At 64.5% G+C, this 18,172-nt stretch carries 15 protein-coding genes; 3 read left to right on the top strand and 12 right to left on the bottom strand.

Annotated features, from left to right (window positions below; all coding sequences use genetic code 11):
- Window positions 1–6: 6 nt before the first annotated feature.
- The 4 genes from CH266_RS06180 to CH266_RS06195 form a co-directional block, all read right to left on the bottom strand.
- Window positions 7–1,632, bottom strand: coding sequence for a Na+/H+ antiporter (locus CH266_RS06180; RefSeq protein ID WP_094714951.1), 1,626 nt, complete (start codon window positions 1,630–1,632; stop codon window positions 7–9).
- Between the two features lie 76 nt (window positions 1,633–1,708).
- On the bottom strand, window positions 1,709–1,897 hold the full coding sequence (locus CH266_RS06185; RefSeq protein ID WP_032371276.1) for an antitoxin: 189 nt from the start codon (window positions 1,895–1,897) through the stop codon (window positions 1,709–1,711).
- Window positions 1,898–1,938: 41 nt separating this feature from the next.
- On the bottom strand, window positions 1,939–4,335 hold the full coding sequence (locus tag CH266_RS06190; protein ID WP_094714952.1) for an HAD-IC family P-type ATPase: 2,397 nt from the start codon (window positions 4,333–4,335) through the stop codon (window positions 1,939–1,941).
- A 20-nt stretch (window positions 4,336–4,355) separates the two neighbouring features.
- Complete coding sequence (locus tag CH266_RS06195; RefSeq protein WP_094714996.1) at window positions 4,356–5,471, bottom strand: MBL fold metallo-hydrolase; 1,116 nt, start codon at window positions 5,469–5,471, stop codon at window positions 4,356–4,358.
- 94 nt (window positions 5,472–5,565) lie between these two features.
- On the opposite strand from CH266_RS06195, the gene htpG reads away from it, so the two are divergent.
- On the top strand, window positions 5,566–7,491 hold the full coding sequence (gene htpG / locus CH266_RS06200; RefSeq protein WP_094714953.1) for a molecular chaperone HtpG: 1,926 nt from the start codon (window positions 5,566–5,568) through the stop codon (window positions 7,489–7,491).
- 70 nt (window positions 7,492–7,561) lie between these two features.
- On the opposite strand, the gene CH266_RS06205 is transcribed toward htpG, so the two are convergent.
- A complete protein-coding gene (locus tag CH266_RS06205; RefSeq protein ID WP_032407620.1) occupies window positions 7,562–9,208 on the bottom strand; it encodes a purine-cytosine permease family protein in 1,647 nt (548 codons plus the stop codon).
- 113 nt (window positions 9,209–9,321) lie between these two features.
- A complete protein-coding gene (gene shbA / locus CH266_RS06210) occupies window positions 9,322–9,903 on the bottom strand; it encodes an RNA polymerase sigma factor ShbA (protein WP_094714954.1) in 582 nt (193 codons plus the stop codon).
- A gap of 196 nt (window positions 9,904–10,099) precedes the next feature.
- Here shbA and CH266_RS06215 point away from each other — a divergent pair, with 196 nt between their 5' ends.
- A complete protein-coding gene (locus tag CH266_RS06215; RefSeq protein ID WP_032385719.1) occupies window positions 10,100–11,047 on the top strand; it encodes an alpha/beta fold hydrolase in 948 nt (315 codons plus the stop codon).
- A 63-nt stretch (window positions 11,048–11,110) separates the two neighbouring features.
- Here CH266_RS06215 and CH266_RS06220 read toward each other — a convergent pair whose 3' ends face one another.
- The 3 genes from CH266_RS06220 to CH266_RS06230 form a co-directional block, all read right to left on the bottom strand.
- On the bottom strand, window positions 11,111–11,785 hold the full coding sequence (locus tag CH266_RS06220; RefSeq protein ID WP_094714955.1) for a hypothetical protein: 675 nt from the start codon (window positions 11,783–11,785) through the stop codon (window positions 11,111–11,113).
- 192 nt (window positions 11,786–11,977) lie between these two features.
- Entirely contained in the window at window positions 11,978–13,312 is a 1,335-nt protein-coding gene (locus CH266_RS06225; RefSeq protein ID WP_032381687.1) for an ammonium transporter, read from the bottom strand.
- On the bottom strand, window positions 13,309–14,040 hold the full coding sequence (locus tag CH266_RS06230; RefSeq protein WP_094714956.1) for an enoyl-CoA hydratase: 732 nt from the start codon (window positions 14,038–14,040) through the stop codon (window positions 13,309–13,311). Before CH266_RS06230 ends, CH266_RS06225 begins: the two co-directional genes overlap by 4 nt.
- Window positions 14,041–14,095: 55 nt before the next feature.
- Between CH266_RS06230 and CH266_RS06235 the strand changes: the two genes are divergently transcribed.
- Window positions 14,096–15,169: an NAD(P)-binding domain-containing protein gene (locus tag CH266_RS06235; protein WP_094714997.1), complete on the top strand. Its 1,074-nt coding sequence runs from the start codon at window positions 14,096–14,098 to the stop codon at window positions 15,167–15,169.
- Here CH266_RS06235 and CH266_RS06240 read toward each other — a convergent pair.
- From CH266_RS06240 to CH266_RS06250, 3 genes are all read right to left on the bottom strand, one after another.
- Window positions 15,166–15,987, bottom strand: a complete 822-nt coding sequence (locus CH266_RS06240; protein WP_094714957.1) for a uroporphyrinogen-III synthase — start codon at window positions 15,985–15,987, stop codon at window positions 15,166–15,168. The two genes, CH266_RS06235 and CH266_RS06240, sit on opposite strands and share 4 nt — an antisense overlap.
- Before the next feature lie 44 nt (window positions 15,988–16,031).
- Window positions 16,032–17,195 (bottom strand): IS30 family transposase, encoded by a 1,164-nt coding sequence (locus CH266_RS06245; RefSeq protein ID WP_094714998.1) that lies wholly within the window; start codon window positions 17,193–17,195, stop codon window positions 16,032–16,034.
- 86 nt (window positions 17,196–17,281) lie between these two features.
- Window positions 17,282–18,130 carry an aldo/keto reductase gene (locus CH266_RS06250; protein ID WP_063216894.1) on the bottom strand — a complete coding sequence of 283 codons (849 nt, stop codon included), beginning with the start codon at window positions 18,128–18,130 and terminating at the stop codon, window positions 17,282–17,284.
- Window positions 18,131–18,172: the final 42 nt, after the last annotated feature.

Consider the following 18,172-nt stretch of genomic DNA (forward strand, 5'->3'; position numbering starts at 1 on the left):
CGTCGTCTACGTCGTGCGTCGTTCGATGCGTGCCTCGGCCGCGATCTCTTCCACGTCCAGACCATTCAACACTGCGCGTAGGGCTTCGTCGTCCAACTCCCCCGAGTCGCGGGCGGCGATCAGTGCGGCCCGCTGCGCGACCAGGACATTGTGCCGCAGGGTGTCGAACAGCGCGCCGGCCGCCGCGATTCGCTTCTCCCGGTCCTCGGTCTCGTCCGCGTCCATCCGGGCTCGCACCGACCGCCGCACGCGCGCGATCACCTCGGCTACCCGGTCACTGTCGACGCCGGAGATGCCGTCCTTCGCGGCCCGCTCGAGGTAGGTCTCGGCAGCCGTGCGGGCGATGGCCTGCGAGAGCAATCGTTGGTTGTCGTTGCGTTGCTGCTCGAGTGGATCGGCGACGTCCAACCGCCGAATAAGGAGCGGGAGCGTCAGGCCCTGCAGCAGCAACGTTCCGACTGCGACGACGAACGCGACGGCTTGAATCACCGCCCGCCCGGGAAATTCGTCGCCGAGAACGGTGGTGAACGGAACACCCGCGGCTGCGGCGAGAGTCACCACCCCGCGCATCCCGGCCCACGACAGCACCAGGTTCTGCTGCCACGTCAGGCCGTCGGCCACCCCCTCGCGGCGAAACACCGTGCGAAAGAGCAGGTTTCTCCCCGAGTTGAAGAAGATCCAGGCCGGACGAACGACGATGACCACGAGCAGCACCAGCAGCGCGTACCCGAAGATGTGATGCACCGGAAGACCCTCGCGCTGCACCTCGGAGATGACAAACTTCAGCTGTAAACCCATGTACGCGAACACGAATGCTTCCAGCAGCAGGTCCACCGTGGGCCACACCTGGCGCTCCTGCACCCGGGTCGAGACCGACACGTCGGCCGTGACACGGCCCAGTACGAACCCCGCGGTGACGACGGCCAACACGCCGGACGCGTGAATCTCTTCCGCTGCCAGATAGGCCGCGAACGGCAGGACGAGTCCGAGCACCGTCTCGAGTGCCGAATCGGCGATCCGGTTTCGCACGAAACGAACGATGCGCGAGAGGACGAATCCGACCAGCACGCCGCCGACGATCTCGTACAGAAAGAACAGGACCGGTGAGCCGAGTTCGATGCGACTGCCCGTCACCGACGCAACGGTCAAGGTGAACAGGGTCAACGCAGCCGCGTCGTTCACCAGGCTCTCCCCGGTGAGGATGGCCATCATTCTCGCGGGCAGGCCGAGCTTGCGGCCGACGGCGATCGCAGAGACCGCGTCGGGTGGGGCCACGACGGCACCGAGCACAAGGGCCGCACCCAGAGTCAGCTCGGGAACGAGCAGGTTGGCGAAGTACCCGACGGCCACGGTCGTCACGATCACCATCACCAGACCGAGGCGCAGGATCTGGCCGAAATTGCGGCGAAAACTGACGAAGGAGTAGTTCAGCGCCGCGGAATACAGCAACGGCGGCAGCACGACACCGAGGATGAGCTGGGGCGAGAGACTGATGTGCGGCACGCCGGGCACGAACGATGCGATGGATCCGACGGTCACCAGAACGAGCGGGACCTGCAGGTCCAGACGCTTGGCGAATCCCGCGACCGCGATCGCGAAGATGACAACGAGAAGAAGTACCGGTCCGTCCACCCGCCCGATTCTGCCGCCCGCAGCGCCCTACGGCACCACCGACGACCCGAACACCGGGTGGACGGTCCGAATCGACCTACTTGTCCGGAATTGCCTTCTTGGCGGCTTCCTGCGCCTTGTCGATCTTGTCCGCGTACTTACCGCCGGTCTTGTTGTCGATGAAGTCCCCGGCCTTCTCCACGACGTCGTCGATCTTGTCCGCGTTCTCTGCCGCAAGGTTCTTGCCCTTGTCGACCATGCCCTTCAAATTGTCTGCGAAGCCCATGAAACTCTCCTGCCAGTCGGGTGAAACGGAACACCTGCAGTTTACGTTCGCTCCTGCCGGTTGCGCAGTACCGATCCGAATCGGTGGGCAATCTCGACGAGTGCGATACCGACAGCGCCGATGATCAACGCGCTCGAGGTGGCACCGACGTTCGAGGGATCGAGCTTGAAGAAGGTGCGGCAGAACGGGATTGCGAACAACAGCAGGTATCCGCCGACGGATCCCGCGAGCAGCACCACCTTCCACCAGGTGTACGGCCGCGCTACGACGGCCAGGACCCACAGCGCGATCATGATCAACGTGATCAGTGCGGTGGTGCTCGCCTGGGTCACCTGTGTCTCGGTGGCGTTCGGACCCGCGTAGGCCAGCAGATACGACACGAACGTGCACGAGCCGACGATCAACCCGGACGGAACGGCCAACCGCATCACCCGCGAGACGAACCCGCTGCGTGCCCGTTCGTTGTTCGGGGCCAGCGAGAGCACGAACGCCGGAATGCCGATGGTGAACCACGCGGCGATGGTCACGTGCCTCGGCAGGAAGGGATACGGAATCGGCTCGAAATGAAAGACCTGCGACAGCACTCCCGAGAGCCCGATGAGAAACGCCAGCAACACCGAGTACACGGTCTTGGTGAGGAACAGATTGGAGACTCGCTCGATGTTGCCGATGACGCGTCGCCCCTCCCCCACCACGTAGGGCAGCGTGGCGAACTTGTTGTCCAACAACACGATCTGCGCGACGGCACGCGTGGCCGCACTACCCGAGCCCATCGAGACACCGATATCGGCGTCTTTCAGTGCGAGCACATCGTTGACGCCGTCACCGGTCATCGCAACGGTATGACCTCGAGACTGCAACGCGCCCACCATCGCACGCTTCTGGTCCGGCCGAACGCGGCCGAACGTCGTCGAGTTCTGCACGGAGTCGGCCAGTTGCTCGGAATCCTCGGGCAGGTCACGTGCGTCGATCGGGGCGTCGCCACCGGGAAGTCCGAGCGAACCGGCGACCGCGCCGACCGACACGGCGTTGTCCCCGGAAATGACCTTGACCTGAACGTGCTGACTTGCGAAGTACTCCAACGTGTCTCGGGCGTCCTCGCGCACCTTCTGCTCGAGAATCACCAGAGCCCGCGGGGTGACGACTCCCGGTGCCGCGGTGTCGTCGACGGCGAGGTCACTGCTGGCGAGCAGCAGTACCCGCAGACCCTTGGAGCCGGCATCTTCGGCCTGTCGAGCGGTCTCCGAGGTCGGGTCGAGCAACACGTCCGGGGCACCGAGCAGCCAGTTACCGTGCTCGCCGTACGACAGACCGCTCCACTTCTTGGCCGAGGAGAACGGAGCCACCGCGCTCTGCGTCCACCCCGGCGCGTCGGGGTACGCCTCGGCTACGGCCTGCACACTGGCATTGGGCCGCGGGTCGTCGTGCGCCAGAGACGCCAATACTCTTGTCACCGAGTCGGAGTCGCGCTCGTCGATCAACACCAATTCCGAGAGCCGCATGCCGTTCTCGGTGAGAGTGCCGGTCTTGTCGGCGCACACCACGTCGACGCGCGCGAGCCCCTCGATGGCAGGCAACTCCTGCACCAGGCACTGCCGTTGCCCGAGCCTGATGACACCCACCGCGAACGCGATCGACGTCATCAGCACCAGACCCTCGGGGACCATCGGGACCAGCGCCGCGACCATACCGTTCAAGGCCGGCTTCAAAGCCTGCCCGCTGGAGAACAACTGGTTGTAGATGATCAGCGCCCCGGCCGGAATCATCAGGTACGTGATGAATTTCAGGATTTTGTCGATACCACTGCGCAGCTCGGACTTGACCAGGGTGAACTTGCTGGCCTCTTCGGCAAGCTTGGCCGCATAGGCGTCGCGTCCGACCTTCGTCGCCCGGTAGGCCCCGCTGCCCGAGACGACGAAGCTGCCCGAAAGTACCTGCGCTGCTTCGAGTTTGTGCACCGTATCGGCCTCACCGGTGAGCAGCGACTCGTCGATCTCCAAGCTTGCCGTCTCGATGACCTCGCCGTCGACGACGATCTGATCACCCGGTCCGAGTTCGACGATGTCACCGAGGACGACCTCGTCGGGCGGAATCTGTTGCGAGACACCGTCACGTCGCACCTGCGGCTTGTTCTGACCGACGATGGCCAGCCGATCCAGCGTGCGCTTCGCGCGGATCTCCTGAATGATTCCGATGCCACTGTTCGCGACGATCAACAGCCCGAACATGCCATCGATCACCGAGCCCGTCGAAAGCACGATGATCAGCAGCACACCGAGAATCGCGTTGATTCGGGTGAACACATTGCCCCGGACGATGTCGCGAACCGAACGTGAAGCACGAGCGGGAACGTCGTTCGATTTCCCCTCGGCCCGCAGTGCGGCGACCTCCGCCTCGGTCAGCCCGGTGTCCCGCTGTGCATCGGCGTCGATAGACATGAGTGCAGCTTAGTGCGGCCTCAGCCCAGACGGGTCCACCAGCGATCGTCGTGCAGGGCCCTCGTACCGTCGATGCGTTGACCCGGCATCGGTACCGCAACCTGCACACCCACGTCCTGCGCGGCGGCGTGCAGCCGCACGATCGGTTCGGACCACGGATGGAACGCCAGGTTGAACGTTGCCCAGTGGATCGGCACGAAGATTCCCGACGGCGTCAGATCGACGTGCGCCGTGACAGCCTCCTCGGGATTCATGTGAATGTCCGGCCAGCGCACGTCGTAGGCCCCGACCGGAAGAAGCGTCAGGTCGAAGGGTCCGTACTTGCTGCCGATCTCGGCGAACTTCGGTGTGTAACCGGTGTCGCCGCCGAAGAAGACACGCCGCACCGGACCGGCGAACGCCCAGGACGCCCACTGCGTCGAATCGCGAGTCAGGCCGCGGCCGGAGAAGTGACGAGCCTCGGTACACGTGACGGTGAGGCCACCGATCGCCGTCTGCTCGTCCCAATCGAGTTCGATGATGCGCTCACCCGGAACCCGCCACTTGCGCAGGTGCGCGCCGATGCCCAGAGGCACGACGAAAGGAGCCGACTGCGTGCTCGCCAGCTTCTGCACCGTCGCCTTGTCGAGATGGTCGTAATGATCGTGGGAGATCACGATGGCGTCGACCCGAGGTAGGTCCGTCAGGTCGACCGGCGTCGGATGCAGCCGGGCCGGGCCCACCACCGAGGACGGGGACACGCGATTGCTCCACACCGGATCGGCAAGAACGCGATAGCCGTCGACCTCGACGAGCACACTCGAATGTCCGTACCAGGTGACCGCCAGCTCGCCCGCGTCCACCGGCGCGATCGGCGGTGCCAGTGGGATCGGCCGCTGCGGCCTGCCCTTACCTCGCTCGGTGAACAGCGAGACGAGCATGTTCTTCTGCCCCTTCTCGCCGCGGCCCGGGACGTAACTGGAACTGGGGTCGGAGTTGTGGAATCGGCGGTCGCGGTAGCGCGGAGACCCGGCCGCGTACGGAGTGATGTGCACTCTCCTGGCACCGATGGCCGACGGAAGCCCCCACAGCGCACGCGCCAACCATGCCCCGCCCAACGCTGCGGTTGCTCCTGCTGCCAACTTCGTCTTCGTCACGGGCACCACAGTAGGCGGCGCCGACGTCTTCGCAGCTCACCCGTAGCCTTGCCGTAGAATATTTGCGTCGGTTTTGCTGCTAGAAGGGGAGACATTGAGTACCGAACAGCTCGAATTCCAGGCGGAGACGCGTCAGCTCCTGGATCTGATGGTGCACTCCATCTACTCCAACAAGGACAGCTTTCTCCGTGAACTGATCTCGAACTCCTCGGACGCGCTGGACAAGCTGCGCCTGGAGTCGTACCGCAACAAGGATCTGGACGTCGACGTCTCGGATCTGCACATCGAGATCGACATCGACTCCTCCGCTCGTACCCTCACCATCCGGGACAACGGCATCGGCATGTCGCGCTCGGAGGTCATCGACCTCATCGGCACACTCGCCAAGTCCGGCACCGCCGAGGTCCGCAAGAAGCTCAAGGAAGCCAAGGACGCAGCGGCCTCCGAGGAACTGATCGGCCAGTTCGGCATCGGCTTCTACTCGACGTTCATGGTGGCCGAGAAGGTCACGCTGCTCACCCGCAAGGCCGGCGAGAGCACCGCCACCAAGTGGGAATCCACCGGCGAGGGCACCTACGAGATCACCGACGTCGACGACGCCCCGCAGGGTTCCTCGGTCACGCTGGCTCTCAAGCCGGCCGACGAGGAAGACCACCTCCACGACTACGCGTCCGAGCGCAAGATCAAGGAACTGGTCAAGAAGTACTCCGACTTCATCGCCTGGCCCATTCGCATCGACGTCGAGAAGCGCGTCGAGAGCGAAGAGGAAGGCGGCGAGGACACCGTCACGATCGAGACGGAAACGATCAACTCGCAGAAGGCGCTGTGGACCCGCTCCAAGGACGAGGTGTCCGAGGAGGAGTACAAGGAGTTCTACAAGCACGTCAGCCATGCCTGGGACGAGCCGCTCGAGGTCATCCCGTTCAAGGCCGAGGGCACGTTCGAGTACCAAGCGCTGCTGTTCATTCCGTCGCAGGCACCGTTCGACCTGTTCATGCGCGAGAGCAAGGCCGGCGTACATCTGTACGTCAAGCGCGTGTTCATCATGGACGACTCGCAGGAACTGCTGCCCGAGTACCTGCGCTTCGTCAAGGGTGTCGTGGACGCAGCGGACCTCTCGCTCAACGTTTCTCGCGAGATCCTGCAGCAGGACCGGCAGATCCGCGCGATCCGTCGTCGCCTGACCAAGAAGGTGCTCTCGACCGTCAAGGAGCTGCAGAGCGAGCAGCCCGACAAGTACAAGACGCTGTGGTCGCAGTTCGGCACGGTCCTCAAGGAAGGCCTGATCTCCGACTCCGACAACCGCGAAACCCTGTTGGGCATCTCGTCGTTCGCGTCCACCCACCCCGAAGAGGGTCTGACGACCCTCGCCGAGTACGTGGACCGGATGAAGGACGGCCAGCAGCAGATCTACTACATGACGGGCGAATCGCGTCAGCAGATCGAGAGCTCGCCGCACATGGAGGCGTTCAAGGCTCGCGGGCTCGAGGTGCTGCTGCTCACCGATTCGGTCGACGAGGTGTGGGTCGGCAACGTGACCGACTTCGACGGAAAGTCGTTCCAGTCCATCGCCAAGGGCGAGGTGGACCTCGACACCGAAGAGGAGAAGAAGGAGTCCGAGGCCAAGCGCGAGGAGCAGGACAAGGAATTCGCCGATCTGCTCACCTGGCTGACCGAAACGCTCGGCGAGGACGTCAAGGAGGTACGTCTGTCGACGCGCCTGACGACGTCACCGGCCTGCGTCGTCGGCGACGAGTTCAGCTTCTCCCCGCAGCTCGAGAAGATGTACAAGGCCTCGGGCCAGTTCGTGCCGACCTCCAAGCGCATCCTCGAACTCAACCCGAACCACGACCTGGTGACGGGACTGAAGAAGGCCCGCGAGGATCGCAGCGACGATCCGCACCTCGCCGAGACCGCCGAATTGCTTTATGCGACGGCACTTCTCGCCGAGGGAACCGAGCTGAAGGATCCGGCGAAGTTCTCCAAGTTGCTCGCCGATCGGTTGACGCGCACCATCTGAGTGCCTGCGGCAGTGGTGTGGTTAGGTGCCCCAGGCGGCACGTAACCACACCACTGCGGCGCAGCCGCACTCACTGCGGCGGGAGAATGTGCTCCCCCGTCTTGTCGGTGCTCAGTGACAGTGAACTGATGTACTGCTTCTCCCCGTTGGGCCCCGGCACGTTGGACGCGATCATGTCGGGTCGCTCGAATTCCATGCCGCTGATGTGGCACATCACGAGCTCGTCGGACGGGTTGCCGTGCTCGTCGAACATCGGCAGATCGATGCCGTCATCGGTGCGTCGAAGGTAGTACTTGCCCTTGGTCGCAACCGCCAGGATCGGCGGAAGCACCAGTGCGAGAACGAGAGCCACGATGGGCGAATACGGTTTGATCGCAGACCCGAATGCCCCGAAGAACACCAGAATCGACAGGATCGCCGACACCGCCATCGATCCGAAGCCCACCGGGTTGATGTTGTACAGCATGCCGCGTCGGAACTCGGGCACCTTGGGCGAGAGCTTCAGGATGTACTTGTTGAACACGATGTCCGACGCCACCACCGCGATCCACGCGATACCGCAGTTGGCGTAGAAGCCGAGGATGCTGTTGAGGAAGTCGAACATGTTGGCTTCCATCAGGATCAGCGCGATGGCAAGGTTGAACAGCACGAACACCATGCGGCCCGGGTACGTCTTGGTGAGGCGAGTGTAGGAGTTCGTCCACGCCAGCGATCCGGAATATGCGTTGGTCACGTTGATCTTGATCTGGCTGATGACGACCAGGATCACCGCGAGGGTCATCGCGAGCCAGCCCGGCATGAAGTTCTCGTAGATCTCCAGGAACTGGTGTACCGGCTCGTTGGCAATGCTGGATCCGTCGACGACGTTGGCGATCAGGTACACGGCGAGGAAGAGGCCGACGACCTGCTTGAGGGCACCGAAGATGACCCAGCCGGGGCCGGCGAGAAGCACTGCCGTCCACCAGCGTCGGGAATTCTCGGGAGTCTTGGGCGGCATGAAACGCAGGTAGTCGATCTGCTCGGCGATCTGCGCGATGAGCGAGAGACACACGCCTGCGGCGAGCATCACCGACCCGACGTTGACGCCCTTGCCGTCGGCCCCGTCCTGACCGCCGTAGGCGAAGAACTCCCCCACCGAGTCGGGATTGCTGATCACCAGGTACACGAACGGCAGCACCATCAGGACGAGCCACAGCGGGGTGGTCCAGACCTGAAGTTTGGCAAGGGCTTTCATGCCGTAGATGACCAGCGGGATCACCATGATGGTCGAGACCGCGTACCCGATGGGCAACGGGATGCTCAGCCCCAATTCGAGTCCCTGCGCCATGATCGAACCTTCGAGCGCGAAGAAGATGAACGTGAACGTCGCGAAGATGACGTTGGTGACGACCGATCCGTAGTAGCCGAAACCGCTTCCACGCGTGATCAAATCGAGGTCGATGTTGTATCGGGCCGCATAGTAGGCAAGCGGAAGGCCGGTCAAGAAGATGACGACGGCGAACACCAGAATGCCCCACAGTGCATTGCCGGTTCCGTACGAGATTCCGATATTGGCACCGATCGCGAAATCCGCGAGATACGCGATACCGCCGAGCGCGGACGTCGCGACAACACCGGTCCCCCACTTACGGTAGCTACGCGGCGCGAAGCGCAGCGTGTAGTCCTCGAGCGTCTCTTTCAGCGCGGTATCTGTCGGCGCTGGCTGTACGGCGGTCATGGATCAACAACGTAGAACCGCCAGGTTGCCGACGTGTCTTGAGCCGATGTAGCTGGTGTTAATCGAACCGGCTTATCGGACATACGTCTCGGACGCCCATCCACCGGGCGGTGTCAGGCAGCTGTGCGGGCCGCCAGTAGCGAGAAGTTCGACAGTTCGGCGCGCAGCATGTTCATCGCCCGGTGCTGGGCGACCCGCACTGCACCGGCCGTCATTCCCAGAGCTTCGCCGGTCTGCGGTGCCGTCAGGCCCCACACCACTCGCATCAGGATGATCTTGCTGTACTTCGGGGGCAGGGTGTTCATCAGGGCCTGCGCATGGGAGCGGAGTTCGTCGCCGAGCGCGACCTGCTCGGGACCGTCCTCACCCGACACTTCCTCGGGCAGCTCGGCCGTCGAGAACGTCTGCCGCAGAGCCGATCGTCGGCCGGCATCGGCCAGTTTGTGAGCAGCGATGCCGTAGACGAAGGCCATGAACGGTTTGCCTATGTCGCGGTACTTGGGTATCGCGGTGACCAGAGCGAGGCAGACGTCCTGCACCACGTCGTCGGCCGCGACATCGAGATTGCCGATCCGAGAGGCGCAGTAGCGGCGAATCGGAGGCTGGATCAACACCAGTACGCGTTCGAGTGCGGCGCGGTCACCCGCGACGGCCCGCGGTACGACGTCTTCGAGCGTGTCCATGGAAGTGCTCATGGCCGATCTCCTTCTTGGCAACGCGCGCCCTCACCTGAACGCTCACCAGTACTTCGAGGCAGCCGACCGTTCGGCTTGGTCGGATCGGCTACCACAATCGAGAAGAATGTGACTCAGGTAACACGGCGTGTCGTCCGAGCGACGTACCGGACAACATCCACGTCGCGTCACGTGACCCTGACACCGCGGAGCGCACATGAGTACGAGTGAGCAGAACCACCTGGTCGGTCGCCGGAGCACCGTCGCCGCAGGGGACGGCACCACGCTCGCAGTGCGCGAGTTCGGACGGCCCGATGCGGCTCTGACCGTGGTGTTCGTCCATGGACACTGCCTGCGGATGCAGTCGTGGACCGAGCTGCGCACCCACGTCGAGGATGTCTGGGGCGAGGACACGCGAATCGTTCTGTACGACCACCGCGGCCACGGCGAATCCGGTGCCGCAACGCCCGACAGCTGCACCATCGATCAGCTCGGCGAGGACCTGGCCGACGTGATCCGCGCTGTCGTCCCGGTCGGGCCGTTCGTTCTGATCGGCCACTCGATGGGCGGCATGACGGCGCTCTCCTACGCGCGTCAGTACCCGGATGCCGTCGGCTCGCGCCTCGTCGGGGTCGGGTTGATCGCGACGTCCGCAGGCGGGATCACCGACGACGGGCTCGGTCGCTGCCTCGCGCATCCGGCCGTGTCGGCGTTTCAGGCAGCTGTTCGACGGGCCCCTCGATTGATGTCGGGTGCCAAGAGGCTCAGTCGCGGGGTGTGCGCGCCCATCGTCAGGACGGCGGGATGCGGCTCCCACAAAGTCAGCCCGCGGGTGGTCACGCTGGCGACGGCGATGCTCGGCGACACGTCCATCGTGACGATGGCCGGCTTCCTCGGCGCGTTCCGCGGACTCGACGAGGTGGCCGGTCTGGCCGCGCTGGCCTCGATTCCCACGCTGGTGCTGTGCGGTTCGGACGACCTGATGACGCCGATGCGACACTCGGAAACCCTTGCATCCCACCTGCCCGACGCACGGTTGGTACGTATCGCGCAGGCCGGACACATGGTGATTCTCGAACGAGCACACGAGGTGGCGGACGCCATCGTCGAACTCGTGACGGCAGCTCGGCGAGCTCACGTGGGGGATCTCGCCCTGGCTCGCTAGACCTTTCGACGACTGTGGCCCGCACCGGATATCCGATGCGGGCCACAGTTCTACCGTCGGGAACTACTTCTTGACTGCGGGGGGAGCGTTGAGCAGCTGGATGAACTGTCCGGCGTTACCGATGACTGCGCCGAGGCCACCGGCGGAGGTGCCGGCGAGCGATCCGATGGCACCGAGGGCGATTGCGCCGATGACGCAGCCGCCGATGGGGCCTGCTCCGAGAAGAGTTGCAACCGGTGCGGTCACGACGACTCCGGTGATGATTCCGAGGATGCACCCGCCGACGATTCCGGTTGCAGCACCGAGGAATCCACCGACGGAGGCGGTGAGGCTGAGGTTGTCCTTGACGCCTGCGACTGCGGCGGGCAGGTCGACCTGCTGCAGGCCGGGGAGGGAGGTGGAGACCGGGGTTGCCGCGGCAGGCGAGACATCCGCGGTCAGAGTGGCGTGGTTGCCGTCGATGTCGGCAGCGACGGGGTGCGAGAATCCGTCGGCGGCGATGGCGAGCGGTACGGAGTCGACGAGTGCGCCGTTGGCGTCACGGACGACCAGGTGGTTGTCTTCGTTGCTCAGGGTGCCGGCCGTCGTGTCGACGAGGACCTGGCTGCCGGCCTGGGTGACGTTCCACCCGACGGCAGCGGCGGGAGCCGGGGCCGGATCCGCATAGGCGGTGCCCATGGCGGTCGTCATCGCTGCAATGACCAATGCGGACGTTGCCGCGAATCGAGTCAGCTTCATGTTCCTCAGTCTTTCGTCGTGTCCATCTCTCGATACCGAGCAGCGAAAAGCTATGGGCACAACGAGCGTGAAGAGCGAACCGAAGATGAACGAGAGGGGTCGAACCGAACAACGATCGATCGTATCAACGCGAAAGGGACAGAACGACTTTCAGCGACCGATCGGTTCGTAAAGGACGCGCAGGGTTTGCCCCTACTTACCGAAAAGACCAGGCTTGTTGCTGCCTCCGTGGCCCACTCCGAAGTCGTAGGCGGACTCGGCGTGCTCGTGCTCGTCCAGGCCGTCGGCCTCGTGCTGCGCGTCGGCGCGCACGCCCATGACGGCCTTGATTGCGAACGCGATAGCGGTGGTGACGACTGCCGTGTACGCGAACACCGCCACGACGGCGATGGCTTGCACCCAGAGTTGATGCAGACCGCCGCCGTACAACAAACCGTCCTTGCCCGCCGGCATCTGCGCACTGGCGACGAGTCCGATCATCAGCGTTCCGACGACACCGCCGACGAGATGCACACCGACGACGTCGAGTGAATCGTCGTAGCCGAAGCGATATTTGAGGCCGATCGCCAACGCGCACAACGCACCCGAGACGATGCCGATCGCGGCTGCACCGATCGGTGTGACGGCAGTACACGACGGCGTGATCGCGACGAGTCCGGCCACCACTCCGGACGCCGCGCCGAACGACGTCGCGTGCCCATCCCTCCATTTTTCGACGACGAGCCACGCCGCCATCGACAGCGCGCCCGCGCCCATCGTGTTCACCAGCGCCACTGCGGCGACGCCGTCGGCCGCCAACGACGAGCCCGCATTGAAACCGAACCAGCCGAACCAGAGCAGTCCGGCTCCGAGCATGACGGCCGGAAGATTGTGCGGACGCATGGGATCTCGCGGCCACCCGCTCCGCTTGCCGACCACGAGGGCCAGCACCAACCCGGCCACACCCGCGTTTATCTCCACGGCCGTGCCACCCGCGAAGTCGATCGCGCCGAGCCTGTTGGTGATCCACCCGCCGAATTCACTGGTGAGCCCGTCGAGCGAGAAAACCCAGTGCGCCACAGGGAAATACACCAGCGTGGACCACAGGGCCGCGAACAGCACCCACGGCACGAACCGCATCCGGTCTGCGACGGCACCGGAGATCAGCGCGACCGTCACCATGGCAAATCCTGCCTGGAACGCTGCGAACACCAACGCCGGAACGGTCCCCACCAACGGAATCGACACCGTGCCCGCCGCCGAGGTGTACACGCCGCCGAGCAAACCCTCGAAACCGGCGTACTGTAACGGGTTTCCGATCCAGCCGCCGATCACGTTGTCGCCGAACACCATCGAGAACCCGAACGCCAACCACAGCAGCCATACGACGGCGATGGCCGACAGGCTCATCATCATCATGTTCAGCACGCTCTTCGAGCGCACCATGCCGCCGTAGAAGAAGGCCAAGCCCGGCGTCATCAGCAAAACCAGCGCGGTGCTCGCCAGCAACCAGGCCGTGTCGCCCGCGTCGGGCGCTCCGTTGATCACTTGCCCGCGAATTTCGGTGCGCGCTTCTCGGCTCTCGCGCGGCGCGCTTCCTTCATGTCCGCACTGCTCCACGCGGCCTCGAATGCCGCGCGCTGTGCGGGCGTCGGATCGTCGTGCGCGCCGTCGTCGTTGAACACCAGTTTGAGGTGTCGCAGCGCCAGGGGTGCAAGGGCAGTGATCGAGTGCGCCCACTGCACGGCAACATCGCGATCGCCGAGCTTGTTGGCCAGACCGCACGTGTACGCCTGATCGGCGTGCACCCGTTCGCCGCCGAGCAGGATCGTGCGCGCCACGCCGCCGCCGGCCAATGCCGCCAGCCGCTTGATCGTCCAGTTGCTCACTGCGATTCCGAGACGCGTGGAGGGAATCTCGAAGAATGCCTCGGGTGCGACCACCCGCAGGTCGCAGGCAATGGCAAGTTGCGTCCCCGCTCCGACGGCAGGCCCGTTGATCGCCGCCACGACGGGAACGGACACTCGCTCGATGGCGGTGAGCATGCCTTCCAGCGTCTCGCCGAACGCGTCGGGAAACGCATCTCCGGTCAGGTCGGCACCAGCGCAGAAGCTACTGCCCTGCCCGGTGATCACCACGACCCGCGCGCCGTCGGCATCCGCCTGCTCGACTTCGCGTCGTAGCGCGACACAGAGATCCGTGCTCAGCGCATTGCGCTTGTCCGGTCGCTGCAATTCCAGGATGACGACATCGCCGTCACGAGTGTGTCCGATCACGCCGAGCAGGTTACCGGCTGGTAGCGGCGGTCACAGGGCGGGGCCTGATCTACTGATACTCGTGATCGACACTCGGGTTGCTGTCATCGGTGCCGGCCAGGCCGGGCTCTCGGCCGGCTACCACCTCAGGCGGGCCGGACTTGCCGCAGGTGCGGGCTTCGTCATGCTCGACCGCTCCCCCGGACCTGGCGGTGCCTGGCAGTTCCGGTGGCCGTCGCTGACGCTCAGCACCGTCAACGGAGTGCACGATCTGCCCGGGATGCCGTTCGCCGACACGCTGGGAGACGAGCCACCCGAATCCATCGCGGCAGCCGACGCGGTTCCCCGCTACTACCGCGCGTACGAGAAACGGTTCGAACTGAATGTCCGACGCCCCGTCACGGTGACGGTCGTGTGCGACCGCGAACCACTCTTTCGGGTCGAGGCCGGGGACACGGTCGTCATGGCCGAGGGCCTCATCAATGCGACCGGAACGTGGGAGAAGCCGTTCGTTCCGCACTACGACGGAGCCGAGACCTTCACCGGTAGACAACTGCACACCAAGGACTACCGAACCGCGGACGAGTTCGTCGGCAAACACGTCGTCGTGGTCGGCGGCGGAATCTCGGCCGTGCAGCTACTCGACGAGATCTCGCAGGTCACCACAACAACATGGGTGACGCGTCGACCACCGGTGTTCCGGGACAGCCAGTTCGACCACGACGCCGGACGCAAAGCCGTCGCCATGGTCGAGGAGCGGGTGCGTGCGGGCCTGCCGCCGGGCTCGGTCGTCTCGGTGACCGGCCTGTTGCTCACCCCGTCGCTGGCTGCCGCCCGCGAACGTGGCGCTCTCGAACGCAAGCCGATGTTCTCCTCGATCACCGCCGATTCCGTTGTCTGGGAGGACGGTTCGACCCAGCACGCCGACGTGATCCTGTGGGCCACCGGATTCCGCAGCGCCCTCGATCACCTTGCCCCGCTGCGACTGCGCGGGCACGGCGGCGGAATCGTCATGGAAGGCAGGCTGACCACCCGGGTGGCCGCGAACCATCGCGTCCACCTGCTGGGGTACGGCCCGTCCGCGAGCACGATCGGGGCGAACCGGGCCGGGCGAGCAGCGGTGACGGAGTTGCTCGAAACTCTGGATTAACCCAGCTGCTCGACGACGAACTTGGCCAGGGAGCCGAGACGCGCACGGTCCGGCATCGACGTCGGAACGCCCAACGCATCCAACGGGGCCGACGTCACCGGCCCCACGCAGATCGCGGCGACGGGGCCTCGAAGTGCGGCGAGGAAGGCGTCGAGCATGCCGTTGTCCTTGGCCGTCGACAGCAGGGAGGCGACGGCGGGAGCGCTCGTGAACGTCACTGCGTCCACTCGATGCTCGATGATCTGTGCCAACAAGTCCATGAGCGGGGCCTGATCGACGGGGCGGATCCAGCGGTACACGGGGATCGGGCGTACATGCGCGCCGAGTTCGCTCAGAGCATCGCTCAGGTGAATCGTCGGTTCCCATTCGGTGATGACGCCGTGCAGTTGCACGGCGATGTCGGCACCGGAAATACCCTGGGCAGCAAGATGATCGGCGACTTCCTGCGATGCTTCGGTGGCGGGCGACCATTCCTCACGCAGCTCGGCTCCGCGAATCGCACCACGCGCTTTCGGCCCGCGGGCAATGATTCGCGTGTGCCCGAGCGCTGCCAGGAGGTCGTCGCGCACACCCCATTCGGCCGCCGCGTCGAGCCAGCCACGGAAGCCGATACCGGTGCTGATCACCACGATCTTCGGGGGACGATCGACAATGCCTTCGGTAGCCGACTTCAGCTCCGAGTCGTCGATCAGGGGCAGAACGTGAATCGCCGCGGCGTGAACGATGTTCGCGCCGCGGCGTTCGAGCATGGTGGCCAATTCGTCTGCACGCCGCTCGGCGGTGAGGGCAACGGTCTTGCCTGCGAGCGGTTCCGACATGGGTACAGACTAGGCCCCCATGTGAGTGGGACTTCGTGACGGGTTCACGTGGTCGTCGCAACGAGCAGTCGTTTGTTGTACTCCTCGAGTGGAGTATCCCATCCCAGGGTTTTTCTGGGGCGGTTGTTCAGTAGAGCGGCGACCTCGTCGAGCCGTTCGGGACCGTGCACCGACAAGTCGGTGCCCTTCTTGAAGTACTGACGGAGCAGACCGTTGGTGTTCTCGTTGGTGCCCCGCTGCCACGGGGAGTGCGGATCACAGAAGTAGATCTGCACCCCTGTGGCGACGGTGATCTCGGCATGCTTGGCCATCTCCCCGCCTTGATCCCAGGTGATCGAACGCATCAGTGCCGCAGGCAGTTCCGCGATCTTCGCCGTCATCGCCTCGGCCACCGACGCCGCCGAATGATCGATGGGCAGATGCAGCAGCATCACCAACCGCGAGGTCCGCTCGACCAGTGTCCCGATCGCCGACCCGCCCTTGGTGCCGATGATCAGATCACCCTCCCAATGGCCGGGAACGTTGCGGTCGGCGACCTCGGCGGGGCGTTCGGAGATGTTGATCATCCCGCGGATTTTCGATCGCCGTTCGGTGGCGCGCCGATGCGCGAGACGCACCGGCCGGCCCGTCCGAAGATGCCTGGTCAGCTCCTTGGTCAGGCCACCTTTGCTCTGAACGTAGAGGGTCTGATAGATCGTTTCGTGCGACACATGCATCTCCGGCGAGTGAGGAAATTCCTTCCTCAGTGTCGCCGAGATCTGCTCGGGCGAGTAGTCCAACTCGAGCAGCGCCTGCACCCGATCGCGCAGCAACGGTGTGAGCTCGAGCTTGCCCTTCTTCGGGCGTTTGGCTGCCTTTCGGGCATCACGCTCAGCCTGATGTGGCTTGTACTGTCCACGGAAGTACTTGTGCCGCTTGAGTTCTCGACTGATCGTCGACACCGCTCGCCCCAGGCATGTCGCGATCGCGGTCATCGTCCAGCCGTCCCGGACACCGTCGGCGATGAACTCGCGTTCCTCCAGTGAGAGGAAACGGCTCGTCGGCTCCGGTGTCGAGCGTGGACGCACACCACCACGTTCGTACACCCAGTTCCAGCCGCTGCCCTCGCTGATACCGACTGCGAGGGCAGCGTCCTTGATCGTCACGCCACTGCTACGCAGTGACCAGAACGTCATCCGAACCTGATGTGAGAAACCCGGGTGAACCATCGCAAACATCCCTAATGATCAGGCACGTTGCAACCACCGCTCGAATCCGCCCGTAGTCCACTACGAAGTTCCACTCACATGGCGGGTCAGCTGCTGAACTTGTCCGGGTCCGGGCCGGTGCGGCCGTCGGCGGTGTCCAGAGCGTTGATCTGCTGAATCTCGTCGTTGCTCAGCTCGAAGCCGAACACGTCGAAGTTGCTCGCGATCCGCTCCGGGGTGACCGACTTGGGGATCACGACGTTGCCGAGCTGGATGTGCCAGCGCAGAATGACCTGGGCCGGGGTGACGCCGTGTGCCTCGGCGATGGGCGCAAAGGCCGGATCGTCCAAAACGGTGCCGGAGCCGAGCGGGCTCCACGCCTCCGTGGCGATGCCCTTCGAGGTATGGAAAGCGCGCAGTTCTTCCTGGATGAAGCGCGGATGCAGCTCGATCTGGTTGACCGACGGGACCTCACCGACGGCGTCCATCAGCTTCTCGAGCGTGGGGATGGTGAAGTTGGAGACGCCGATCGAACCGATGCGGCCGTCCGACTTCAGCTTCTGGAACGCCTTGAACGTGTCGATGTACTTGTCGCGATCGAGCTGCTGCCAGTGAATCAGGTACAGGTCGAGGTACTCGAGGCCCAGACGATCCATGCTGGCGTCGAAGGCCTTCAAGGTGGAGTCGTAGCCCTGATCGTCGTTCCACAGCTTGGTGGTGACGAACAGTTCGTCGCGCGCGATGCCGGACTCCGCGATGGCCTTGCCGGTGCCGGCCTCGTTCTCGTACACCTTTGCGGTATCGATGCTGCGGTATCCGACCTTCAGCGCCTCGGACACTGCGGCCTGGGCACCGTCGTCGGGAACCTGCCACACACCGAACCCGAGCTGGGGAATCGACGTGCCGTCGTTGAGCACGATGGTCGGGACAGTACTGGTCTCGGCTGAATACGTCATACGAATGCCAACGGACGGCGCTGTGAATCTGTTCCCGGTCCC

This window comes from Rhodococcus sp. 06-1474-1B, assembly GCF_002258885.1.
Taxonomy (GTDB): domain Bacteria; phylum Actinomycetota; class Actinomycetes; order Mycobacteriales; family Mycobacteriaceae; genus Rhodococcoides; species Rhodococcoides fascians.

What these genes read in the sequence shown, in the direction of transcription:
- CH266_RS06215 (WP_032385719.1), top strand. Translation starts at nt 10,100, where the DNA reads ATGAGTACGAGTGAGCAGAACCACCTGGTCGGTCGCCGGAGCACCGTC.
- CH266_RS06245 (WP_094714998.1), bottom strand. Translation starts at nt 17,195, where the DNA reads ATGGTTCACCCGGGTTTCTCACATCAGGTTCGGATGACGTTCTGGTCA.
- CH266_RS06220 (WP_094714955.1), bottom strand. Translation starts at nt 11,785, where the DNA reads ATGAAGCTGACTCGATTCGCGGCAACGTCCGCATTGGTCATTGCAGCG.
- CH266_RS06250 (WP_063216894.1), bottom strand. Translation starts at nt 18,130, where the DNA reads ATGACGTATTCAGCCGAGACCAGTACTGTCCCGACCATCGTGCTCAAC.
- CH266_RS06205 (WP_032407620.1), bottom strand. Translation starts at nt 9,208, where the DNA reads ATGACCGCCGTACAGCCAGCGCCGACAGATACCGCGCTGAAAGAGACG.
- CH266_RS06240 (WP_094714957.1), bottom strand. Translation starts at nt 15,987, where the DNA reads ATGTCGGAACCGCTCGCAGGCAAGACCGTTGCCCTCACCGCCGAGCGG.
- CH266_RS06190 (WP_094714952.1), bottom strand. Translation starts at nt 4,335, where the DNA reads ATGTCTATCGACGCCGATGCACAGCGGGACACCGGGCTGACCGAGGCG.
- shbA (WP_094714954.1), bottom strand. Translation starts at nt 9,903, where the DNA reads ATGAGCACTTCCATGGACACGCTCGAAGACGTCGTACCGCGGGCCGTC.
- CH266_RS06185 (WP_032371276.1), bottom strand. Translation starts at nt 1,897, where the DNA reads ATGGGCTTCGCAGACAATTTGAAGGGCATGGTCGACAAGGGCAAGAAC.